The 10,924-nt window shown below is 61.5% G+C and carries 11 protein-coding genes and 1 tRNA gene; 6 read left to right on the forward strand and 6 right to left on the reverse strand.

The genetic code is table 11. From position 1 onward, the window contains the following. The first annotated feature begins 30 nt into the window (after window positions 1-30). The 6 genes from AC04PT_RS07765 to AC04PT_RS07790 all read left to right on the forward strand — a co-directional run bounded on the left by AC04PT_RS07765 (window position 31) and on the right by AC04PT_RS07790 (window position 5,288). Window positions 31-1,581 (forward strand): BCCT family transporter, encoded by a 1,551-nt coding sequence (locus AC04PT_RS07765; protein WP_482873058.1) that lies wholly within the window; start codon window positions 31-33, stop codon window positions 1,579-1,581. 56 nt (window positions 1,582-1,637) lie between these two features. Next, on the forward strand, window positions 1,638-3,311 hold the full coding sequence (locus AC04PT_RS07770) for a hypothetical protein (protein WP_482873059.1): 1,674 nt from the start codon (window positions 1,638-1,640) through the stop codon (window positions 3,309-3,311). Beyond that, on the forward strand, window positions 3,308-4,021 hold the full coding sequence (locus AC04PT_RS07775) for a DUF3726 domain-containing protein (RefSeq protein WP_482873060.1): 714 nt from the start codon (window positions 3,308-3,310) through the stop codon (window positions 4,019-4,021). Before AC04PT_RS07770 ends, AC04PT_RS07775 begins: the two co-directional genes overlap by 4 nt. Window positions 4,022-4,041: 20 nt before the next feature. Then, on the forward strand, window positions 4,042-4,395 hold the full coding sequence (locus AC04PT_RS07780) for a RidA family protein (protein WP_482873061.1): 354 nt from the start codon (window positions 4,042-4,044) through the stop codon (window positions 4,393-4,395). A 569-nt stretch (window positions 4,396-4,964) separates the two neighbouring features. Further along, window positions 4,965-5,105 (forward strand): hypothetical protein, encoded by a 141-nt coding sequence (locus AC04PT_RS07785; RefSeq protein WP_482873062.1) that lies wholly within the window; start codon window positions 4,965-4,967, stop codon window positions 5,103-5,105. Window positions 5,106-5,214: 109 nt separating this feature from the next. Beyond that, a tRNA-Cys gene (locus tag AC04PT_RS07790) sits at window positions 5,215-5,288 on the forward strand. A gap of 359 nt (window positions 5,289-5,647) precedes the next feature. Here the strand turns inward: AC04PT_RS07790 and fcl are convergent. The 6 genes from fcl to AC04PT_RS07820 all read right to left on the reverse strand — a co-directional run. Beyond that, complete coding sequence (fcl, locus tag AC04PT_RS07795; RefSeq protein ID WP_482873063.1) at window positions 5,648-6,622, reverse strand: GDP-L-fucose synthase; 975 nt, start codon at window positions 6,620-6,622, stop codon at window positions 5,648-5,650. A gap of 31 nt (window positions 6,623-6,653) precedes the next feature. After that, entirely contained in the window at window positions 6,654-7,775 is a 1,122-nt protein-coding gene (gmd, locus tag AC04PT_RS07800) for a GDP-mannose 4,6-dehydratase (RefSeq protein ID WP_482873064.1), read from the reverse strand. 10 nt (window positions 7,776-7,785) lie between these two features. Further along, entirely contained in the window at window positions 7,786-8,535 is a 750-nt protein-coding gene (locus AC04PT_RS07805) for a glycosyltransferase family 2 protein (RefSeq protein ID WP_482873065.1), read from the reverse strand. Between the two features lie 161 nt (window positions 8,536-8,696). Next, a complete protein-coding gene (locus tag AC04PT_RS07810) occupies window positions 8,697-9,863 on the reverse strand; it encodes an acyltransferase family protein (protein WP_482873066.1) in 1,167 nt (388 codons plus the stop codon). A 23-nt stretch (window positions 9,864-9,886) separates the two neighbouring features. Next, complete coding sequence (locus AC04PT_RS07815; RefSeq protein WP_482873067.1) at window positions 9,887-10,696, reverse strand: acyltransferase family protein; 810 nt, start codon at window positions 10,694-10,696, stop codon at window positions 9,887-9,889. After that, window positions 10,693-10,924, reverse strand: a 232-nt coding sequence (locus AC04PT_RS07820) for a hypothetical protein (protein ID WP_482873068.1), incomplete at its 5' end; no start/stop codon positions are given. The genes AC04PT_RS07815 and AC04PT_RS07820, both read right to left, overlap by 4 nt.

The following is a 10,924-nucleotide window of genomic DNA, read 5'->3' on the forward strand; positions in this document are numbered from 1 at the left end:
GAGGCGGGGTTCTGTCTGGGAGGACACTAAATGAGCGACACTACGGCAACCGGCGGGGCCTCCGCCGGGCTGGGAGGGGTGCACAAGCCACTCTTCGCCATCACTGGGGGCTTTATCGCGCTGTTCTGCGCGCTTGCGCTTTTCGACATCGATTTGCTGTCGCGCATGGTCGATGCGGGCTTCAACTTTTCCGCGAAGTACTTCGGCTTCTATTGGCAGGTGTTGCTGTTGGCCACCTTCCTGATCGGGCTGGTGCTTTGCGTGCTGCCCGGCGCCGGAACCCGCATGGGCGGGCTGGCAAAGCCCGAGTTCACCGTGTTTCAGTGGGGGTCGATGATCATGTGCACGCTGCTGGCGGGCGGCGGTGTCTTCTGGGCTGCCGGTGAGCCTATCGCGCATTACCTTTCGCTGCCGCCGATCTTTGGCGACTTGTCGGGCGACCCGCAGGCGCAGGCCCATGCGGCGCTGGCGCAGAGCTTCCTGCACTGGGGCTTCCTCGCCTGGGCCATCCTCGGATCGCTGACCACGGTAATGCTGATGCATTACCATTACGACAAGGGCCTGCCGCTGGCGCCGCGCACGCTGCTTTATCCGCTGTTCGGCGACCGCGCGATTCATGGCCCCATCGGCCTGATCGCCGATGCTTCCTGCATCATCGCGGTGGTGGCAGGCACGGTTGGGCCGATCGGCTTTCTTGGCCTGCAGATGTCCTACGGTCTCAACGCGCTGTTCGGCATCCCCGACACGTTTGCCACGCAGACCGTCGTGATCCTCGCGCTGGCCAGCGTTTATACCGTATCGGCGATCTCGGGGCTGTCCAAGGGCATCCAGCTGCTGTCCAAGGTCAACGTGATCCTGGCCTTCATCCTGCTGGCCTTCATGCTGGTCGCGGGTCCGACCTTCTTCATCTTCGATGGCTTTGCCGGCGGCATGGGCGTTTACCTGTCGAACTTTTTCGACCTTGCGATGTATCGCGGCGAGGCGGGCGTCTTCGGTGAGCCCGGCTGGCTGGGTTGGTGGACCGTGTTCTTCTGGGGCTGGTTCATGGGCTACGGGCCGCTGATGGCGATCTTCATCGCACGGGTCAGCCGGGGCCGGTCGATCCGGGGCATCATTCTGATGCTGTCGATCGTGGCGCCCATCGTGACCAACTTCTGGTTCACCATCATCGGCGGCACCGGCATCGCGCTGGAGCAGGGCACCCCCGGACTGATCTCGGGGCCGTTCGAAGGCTTCAACCTGCCGGCGGGCCTTCTGGCCACAACGCAGGCGCTGCCGCTGGGCTTCCTGCTGTCGCTGCTGTTCCTCGTTCTGACGATGATCTTTGTCGCCACCACCAGCGATTCGATGAGCTATGTTATCTCGACCTCGATGACCGACGGCGATCCTTCGACCGCGCTGCGCGCCTTCTGGGGGTTGGCGATGGGCGTCATGGCACTGATCCTGATCTCGACTGGATCGGGCGGGATCGGCAAGCTGCAAAGCTTTATCGTGGTCACTGCCGTGCCGGTGTCGCTGGTGCTGCTTCCGTCGCTTTGGGACGCGCTGCGCATCACCCTGATGCTGGGCAAGAAGACCTGAAACCGGGGCGCGGGCGTTATCGCCCGCGCCGCCACCCTGACCCCGAGGAGGATACCATGGACCGCGCGCCGCACATCTCCGCCCCCGAGGCAGCCCCGTTCCGCCGTCCGCCGGGTCAGGTCATGCGGCTTGACAGGATGGGCAGCGCGCATCCTTCCCGCCTGTCGTTCCTGCGCACCCTGCTGCGCCGCATCGAGCGCGACTGCTGGACCTTCGACCGCCCGTTGTGGGAGATCGACACCAAGGGGGTGGGCCGCGCGGTCTATCGCGCGAAGGGACCCGATCGCACCTATTGCCTTGTCGCGTTTGCCCATGATCTGCCGGACGAGATGCGGTCGGACCGGGTGATCGCCACCGCCTGGGATGCGACCTTCACCTTGTTCGACGGCGAACCAACCGAGGCCGACCTTGACCGCCTGCAAGCCAACGTGCCGCTGCAGGAGGCTGGCCGGGTGTCTCCCAGCGAACTGTCGCTGAGCCGGGCCAACCGTTCCGTGCGGCTGTTTGCCCACACCATCGCGCGTCTGGCCGAAGGCCGGCAACCCGACATCGCGGAGGTCGAATCCGTTGGCTATTTGATGCGCACAACCGCCGTCTACGGCTCGGGCAAGTTCGGCGCTGCTGATCGCGCGACAATCGCCGACCGCGCCGAATTCAGCGCCCCGTTTCAGGCCGAAATGCTCTCGGTCTGGCTGACTCGGCAGTTTACCGTCGACATCACCGAACACCTTGCCGCCGTCCGGGGCGGCGCGGCCTCCGTGCGCCTCGACCCTGCCATCCGCCGGATGCTGGGCGTGGGCAATTCCACCGGTCTCGGCATGGCGCCGTTCATCGTGCGCCACCCGGTCTTGCTGAACAACTGGATGATGGCGCGCGAAGAAGCGCTGGCCCGTGTGCGCGCGCAAACCGAGGCAACGCCGGCGGTTGTCGCCGGCTTCCGCGACGCGCTGGAGGCCGCGCAGTACAACGCCGCGCGCTGGAACACCAGTCATCCCCTGCAAGTCGAGAAGCTCGCCGCACTGCGCGCCGATCTCGACCGCGTCGCCGGCTGGTCCGACGACTGGCGCAATGAAAGGCATCCCTGGGACGCGCTCTGGCGCCGCGCCGAAGCCGAGCTTTCGCTGGAAGGTCAGGAGGCGCTGGTCTCGTTGATGGTCGAGCCGCACGGGACGCTGGTGGATGGGTTGGCAGACTACATGACCGCCGACGAAACCGCCACCTTCCGGCTCGACGGCGCCATGACGGTGGGCGAAATGACAACGATCCTCGAGCAGCATTATGATTGGGCGCTGGCGATCGATTTTGCCCAACCGGAGAATGCCGCCCGGTTCTGGTACATCTCCGAAGAGAAGCTGGAGCCGCGCATCGGAATGCGTTTCGAAGAGGACGGCGCCGCGTTGGAACAGCCGCTCTGTATCGCGCGGATGGCCAGCGAATTGCATGAAGCGCTGCAGGACCACGCAGAGGACGAAGCACTGGCGGCCTTTCTGTTGGCCAAGCCTGACCACCGTCAGATGGCCCGCCGCGCCCAGATCGTCGCCCGACATCCCTATGCCGAAGTGCGCGACAACCTGATCGCCGAGGACATGTTGCCGATCAACCTGATGCGCTGCAAGCTGGCCTTCTTCGGCGCCAGCCGCTTCGATCCGCGTTCCGACAAATGGGTGCGCATCAGCCTGTTCCAGGACATGCCCTATCCGTCCGACCTGTGCCCGGAGGGGTGGACATGACCGACCGGACCGAAGCCATGGACCCGACCCGCTCGGGCTCGCCCGTGCCGACCGGCCAAAGCGCCCGGCTGTCGCGGAACGAGATCGAACAGCTCTGTCAAAAGGCCGCGCGCGGTGCCGGGATGACCTGGGGCCTGGCCGAGGAGGCCGGGTTTGCCGCCGCTTGGCTGGCGATGCGGGGCCTCGATGGTCCGGGCGCGCTGCTGGCGCAGTTGCAGACCGCGGATGGCCGCAGCTGGGAGGACATCTGCCCGGTGATCGGCGTCGAGGCATTCAATGCCGCGTCCGACACGCAATTATGCCCGATCGCGCTTGGCTCTGCGCTGTGCGATCACGTGGCGCTGGCGGCAACACAATGCGACAGCCTGCGGGTCGGCCCGGTCACCTATCCGATCCTGCTGCTGCCCTTCATGGCCGACATGGCCCGGGTGCGACAACAGACCATCCGCATCGACTGGTCCGGCGGCACGGTCGAGGTCGGTGCAGACGGCCAGCCCGAAGGCGATACCGAGGCATTGGGCAGGGTTGCCCTGCTCGAGGCCGATCTCAGGGCCGGTCCGCCCGCGCCGCACCCGGACACCGCGTCGGCGACCCCGCCGCCGGTGCCCTCCGACATTCTCGGTGCGCTCAACGCATTCGCCATGCGCACCACCGTTCCCGCATCCGAGGCGTCGCGCGCCGGGGCAGGGGCGGGGGGCGACAACGACTGAACTACAGGAACGATCCGAAAATGACACTCACCAGACTTCACCCCGGCCCGCGTATGAGCCAGGCCGTCTGCATCGGCGAAATCGCCTTACTCGCCGGACAGGTGCCGACCGACCTGACCGGTGACATCATGTCCCAGACGCGGGAAGTTCTGGCCAAGATCGACGCAGTGATGGACGAACTGGGCGGCAGCAAGGCCGACATAGCGTCGGTCCAGGTCTGGCTCTCCGACATGGCCGACTTTTCCGGCATGAATGCGGTTTGGGACGATTGGGTCGACCCGGCAAACCCGCCGGCCCGCGCGACCGGAGGCGTCCCCCTCGCCCGCCCCGGCATGCGCGTGGAGATGATCGTCACAGCGCGGGTGGCTGCCTGATCCCCTTGCAGACCGGCCTTGGATGGGTGGAGGCCCACCAACTTCGCCCCGGAGGATCGACACTTGCGTTGCTGGGCGACAAGTGGCAGCCGGGTGTGCCGTCCTGAGCACTTGTCGAGAGTTACCGGTATAACGCACAGTTTCACGCAATGCCGGCGGCCCTACCGCACGGACGCGAGATGGGCACGGTCGTCATGGCGCGTTATCTGCGAGGATCATGACCTTGTATTGGGACGCCGGATCAGGAAGGAAGCGTACAGGACCTGACTCTGGCTTCTCGAGACGAATTGCGGCGGTCGGGGTCCGGCTTCCAATTGTTGAACAATTGTATCAGAGGGTGCAAACCTATTTAGTGATGCCCGGGGGCTGCACCATAGACTTCACTTAACTAACTGAGGTTGATGAGAAAATATTCTCCCGTTTGGATTGGACCCACTTGGTCCCTCACGCAAAATACAGCGCTGAACTCTAAGAAGGTTGCCGGCAGCGTCCTTGTCGCGCCTGCACGTCGATTTTCGACCGCATGGCTGTGGCTGAGCCGGAAACCCGTTGAGGACGGCCAGACCAGCATGCTGGCGCTGCTGGACGTGATCGAGCGGCAGAGCAAGCTCTGCAATGATCTGCAGGCCCTTTGCGACATGCTGTCGATCCTCAAACCGAGAGCGAGCGGAAAACCGGCGTTCGACGGTGCGGGCAGGGAGATCCTCTAAGGGCGACCAGAACCGAGCGGAATCAGGCCGTGGCTGGATGTAGACCCGAGACTGCTCACTTGTCCTTGCGGCTGGCATTTATATTGGGTATGTCGCACATCACCACGGCGGCGAGTTGGCGGAGTGGTTACGCAGCGGATTGCAAATCCGTGTACACCGGTTCGATTCCGGTACTCGCCTCCACCTGATCCTCTTTGACATGCTGGCGTTCGCGGACCTTCTGAGGGATGACGGTGATGCTCGGGCCTGCAGGGCAGGGGGGCGCATTGCCTAAATGACTATCGCAGAAATCGTGGCCTGAGTGCGGCGCCAAAACGATAAATCCCCGGCACCGGCACCGGCGCGGAGATCTACATCTCTTGCGAGTAGGGGCCTTCTTTTGGCCACGCCTACTTAGCGGACTATAACTTCCTTCGATCGGATTCCATTTAGCAGCCGAGCAAAGAACCAATCGTATGTCACTTGGTATTCAATGCGAGTAAGGTCGGTTTATTAAGCTTCCACAAGGCTTTGGCTTGATGAAATCCTGATGTCTGAAAGGTCTAGCCGCGGAGATCGTTCTGGTGATAGAGGAACCAGCGATAGGTTTCCGCAATGCCCTCTTCGAGCCCGATCTGCGCTCGCCACCCCATGTTGGCCAGTCGTCTCACGTCCATCAGCTTACGCATGGTGCCGTCGGGCTTCGTGGGGTCTGTGGTGATGCGTCCCTCGAAGTCGGTGATGCGCGCAACGAGGTGCGCAAGCTCAAGGATCGAGATGTCCGTCCCGGTGCCGACGTTGATATGGCTCAGCATAGGTCCGGTGTTTGCTTCATAGCTGGCCTGGTCGAGGTCCATTACGAAGAGCGCGGCTTCGGCCATGTCGTCGACATGCAGAAACTCCCGCATGGGCTTGCCCGAGCCCCAAATCACCACCTCCTCGCGGCCCTCTCGCGCAGCCTCGTGGAAACGTCGGATCAGGGCGGGGAGCACGTGAGAGTTTTCGGGGTGGAAGTTGTCGCCTGGGCCGTAAAGGTTGGTCGGCATCACCGAGCGGTAGTCGGTGCCGTGCTGGCGGTTGTAGCTCTCGCAGAGCTTGATGCCGGCGATCTTGGCGATGGCGTAGGGCTCGTTGGTGGGCTCAAGCGTGCCGGTTAGCAGCGCATTTTCCTGCATAGGCTGCGGCACGGCCTTGGGGTAAATGCAGGACGACCCGAGCTGCAACAGGCGCGTGACCCCAGCGGCGAGGGCTTGGTGGATCACGTTGCACTGGATCATCAGGTTCTCGTAGATGAAATCCGCCGGGTAGGTGTTGTTGGCGTGGATGCCACCCACCTTCGCGGCGGCGAGGATCACCGCATCCGGCCGCACCTCTGCCATAAAGTGCTGCACTGCTACCTGATCGCGCAGATCCAGTTCACTCGACGTTCGGGTAATCAGCTCCAGCGCCTCCCCGTCCGCCTTCCGCGTTTCCAGCTGTCGCAGGATCGCACTGCCTACCATCCCGCGATGGCCGGCCACATAGATGCGTTGGGTCATGCGCTTCCGCTCCCCGGCCATACTTGCTTGGTCATCCGTTCTCCAAGCTCACCGGTAGATCATAGCCATGCTCCTTAAGCAGTGCATGGCGACGGGCTACTTTCAGGTCCTCGGCGACCATGTCGGCGCACATCTCCTGCGTGGTGATCTCGGGTACCCAGCCCAGTTTCGCCTTGGCCTTGGCCGGATCGCCTAGCAGCGTCTCCACCTCCGCCGGCCGAAAATAGCGCGGATCGATGCGCAGGATCACGTCGCCTGGCTTGACCGACGGAGCCTTGTCACCATTCACCGAGGCAACGCGGGCGATCTCGTCGACGCCTTTGCCGGTGAACTCCAACTCGATGCCCAATTCGCGCGCCGACCAAGTGATGAACTCGCGCACCGAATATTGCACCCCTGTGGCAATGACAAAATCTTCCGGCGCATCCTGCTGCAGCATCATCCACTGCATGCGGACGTAGTCCTTGGCATGCCCCCAGTCGCGCAGCGCGTCGATGTTGCCCATGTAGAGGCAGTCTTCGAGACCTTGCGCGATATTGGCCAGCCCGCGGGTGATCTTGCGGGTCACGAAGGTCTCGCCGCGGCGCGGGGACTCGTGGTTGAACAGGATGCCGTTGCAGGCATACATGCCGTAGGCCTCGCGGTAGTTCACCGTGATCCAGTAGGCATACATCTTTGCCACCGCGTAGGGGCTGCGCGGGTGGAACGGCGTGGTCTCGGTCTGCGGCGTCTCTTGTACCAAGCCGTAAAGCTCGGAGGTCGAAGCCTGGTAGAAGCGGGTCTTCTTCTCAAACCCCAGAAAACGGATTGCTTCCAAAAGACGAAGCGTCCCCATAGCGTCTACATCCGCGGTATATTCCGGAGCCTCGAAGGACACTGCCACATGGCTCTGCGCGCCAAGGTTATAGACTTCGTCTGGATCCACCTCGCGCAGGATACGCGTCAGATTGGAGCTGTCGGTCAGATCGCCGTAATGCAGCTTCAGCCGTTGCTTGCGCTCGTGAGGGTCTTGATAAATGTGATCGATCCGCTCGGTGTTGAACAGTGAGGCCCGGCGCTTGATGCCATGTACCTCGTATCCTTTCTCTAGCAGGAGCTCAGCAAGGTAAGAGCCGTCCTGACCGGTAATGCCTGTAATTAAAGCCTTCTTCATGTACTTTTCGTCAGTCCTTTTTCACGAACTGCCCAAGTTTGGACAGGTTTTTCCTTAGAAGAGCACTGGCGCCACCCATCTCATTGGAGCGTAACGCCCGATAGTCCTCTCGGGTTTTGCGGATAATGTGTTTCAGCGACCGGTTGCTTTCACCGCCGACCCGCATCTTGACCATCACGCGGGGCAAATAGGCCATTCGGATGCCGCCCTTGCCCATGTATCGAAGCATCGCGTCGTAGTCGGCCGCGATCCTGTAAGAGGTATCGTAAAGACCAAACTTCTCGAACACTTCTCGACGCAGGTAGACGGTCGGATGCGGCGGCATCCAGCCGTGCTTCAACTTGTCCGGGTCATAGGAACCGGATCGCCAATTCCGGATCACACGCGAGGTGTCCTCGGCCGCAACATAGTTTAGATCGCCATAGACCCCGTCAATGTCAGGATCTTTGAACAATTCGACGACATCGGCAATGACCCGGACGTCTGCAAAGAAGTCATCCGAATGCATCAAACCGATGACGTCACCTTCGGCCCGTGAAATCCCCTTGTTAATCGCGTCGTATATTCCTGTATCGGGTGCGGATTGGAGGCGTGTTCTGGCGTTGGACTTCTGCTCGAGAAGACTAAGCGTGCCGTCGGTCGACCCCCCGTCCTGAATGACGTGGTCGATCAAGCCATGGGTTTGTTGCTGCACGGTCTCAAGAGCCTGCCCGATCGTTCGGGCGCGGTTAAAGACGGCTGTAACGATAGAGATTTTCATGAGGTCTATGATGGGAGCAATCGTTTGAGTTTCAGATTTGGCATAGTGATTATTCAAGCTTCTGCCACCTCAGATCCGGGCGACGAACTCGAAGTGCTTATTTTAGCGGTGATTAAAAGTGGAGGGCCGGTTCAAGGTCCACCTGCGATGCGCAAACTGTCTCAAGGATCAGCCTTATTAGTATCTGTGCCGGTCAGCGCGAAGGCGATACTCAAGGCATCGCCCGCGCCTAGAAGGCGTGCCGCTTCGATCCCGATGTGGCCCGCGTCTCGGAATAACAGCTTGTTGTCGACCTGCAGCATGCAGTCCATGCTGGGGCAGAGCACCGCTATCATGTCTATGACGGTGACACCGGGGATGTCTGCAGCCCGATCCAGCAACGCCAGCGCATCAGTGCGGTAGGCATATGCGGCGTCGCGGTCGAGGCGACAGTCGCGGTGCGGCCCTAGTGTGACTAGCCCCATTTCCTGCCGTTCCAGACAAGCTCGCATATCTATCCCAGTAGACGGCGTCGGGCCGACAACCAGCACTCGCCGTCGACCCGCCGCGATGGCTTCTAAATTGTCTAGAAACCGCATTAGACCATCATTGAAGTTCAACGCACCACGGTACAGCCTGTCGTCTTCACGCAAGAGGCCGATATCGCGCTGGCCCAAGATCTGGCCGAAAGGACTTGAGAGGATTACCGTGTCGATGCCCGGTGTCGCCTTCAAATAGGCGGCTACGCTATCGTTGAAGGCGATGCACTCGGCAGCCCAGCGGCTATCTTGCCAGCTATCCGGTACTATCTGCGCTACTCCCAACGCAGGGGCGCAACTGGATTTCGTGGCCTGAACGATCGGATGTACGGTATCAGGCAGCGCTCCCACCAGATGCATCGCAAAGCTGTCGCCCCAAACCAGCGTGCGCGGGGTCTCGCCCGTACGACAGTCCTCGCTCTCGTCGAACTGCCCGGCGAAGTCGCAGGCCGCTGAGAGACCGCCGTTTATGGCCGCTGCTGCTACGTAGTCGCGGGGTACCTCGCGCAGCCCAATGAGACCATAGGCTGCCATGGCTACGCTTGCTGTCGCTCCCAGCACCAGCAGCGCTGCACGCGGATGCCGTCCCGACAGGTCTAATCGGTGAATTGGTCGCTCTACCCCCACATGGAGCAGCGTGGCAAAGCCAATCGATACCGCAATTAGCCCAAGCCGCACCTCCAGCGGCGGTGTCTCGCCCAAGTAGACATTCAGCGCGAAAGCGAAGAGCGGCCAATGCACAAGGTAAAGCGAATAGGAAATCCCACCCAGCCAATAGCCCGCGCGACTGACCGGGTTGACCCGGTTCATGAAGTCGGGTCGACCGGCGATTACTACGGCGGTGGCCAACGTCCCAACAACGCATCGAGGCTGGGATGCTCGAAGCCCAGTCTCTCTCCGGGCATGAAGACGGGCACAAGCACAATCACCGCCAGCGCCACACTGCCTGCCTGAGATAGCTTGTCGCGCAGTACTGTGCCGATGCGCGGTTCGTTCAGTGCCAGCAGGGCGCCAATCAGCAACTCCCAGGCGCGAGTTGGCAGCAGGTAAAATCCTGCAACTGGGCGGAGAGGCACTGCGATAGCACTCAACGCCAAGCTAAGAGCCAGCCCGCCAAAGATAGCAACCGGCCAGAGTCGACGCGGTGTTAGGACCAACACTGCCGGCAGTATGAAGTAAAATTGTTCTTCTAGGGATAGCGACCAGACATGGAGCAGCACATTTAACTTGGCCTCTGAGGCGAAGTAGTCGGTGCTCTGCCACAGCACGATGTTTGCGGTGAAAGTCAGCGCGCCGATCAGTGTCTCAAAGTAGCGCTGCATCTCTCCCTCAGTTAGCAGCCAGAGCGCTGCCACGCCAGTCAGCAGGTAGGCCGTATAGGCCGCGGGCAGCAGGCGCTTCGTCCGGTCGAGGAAGAATGCGCCGAAACCGAAATTGCCACGCTCGATCCCACGGGCGATCATTCCAGTAATAAGGTATCCCGAAATGACGAGAAAAATGTCCACTCCGAGAAAGCCCCCGGTCAGCCCTGGAACTTGCGCATGGAACAGCACTACCATGGCCACAGCCACGGCACGGAGCAGCTGGATGTCAATTCGCAGCCGACGACCAACAGCGGCGGTCTCGAGCATCGCGCTCGTCATGCACGTGCCTCTGTAACTGTGTCTGTCACGCTCAGCCACTCAGGCACTAGTTCAACACGGGGTCCGGTTGAAACCCAGTATTCGCCATCCTGATCGAAGTGATTATCGGTGAAAACCTTGCGGCAGGGAGCATTGACCGGCGTCGTCACCAATCTTGCGCGGACCTTACGTCCTTCGAAATGTGCTAGTACGCTTTGGACCATTGCAGTCTCGATGCCGAAGCCGAAT

Source organism: Litorisediminivivens sp. KMU-197 (genome assembly GCF_056858395.1).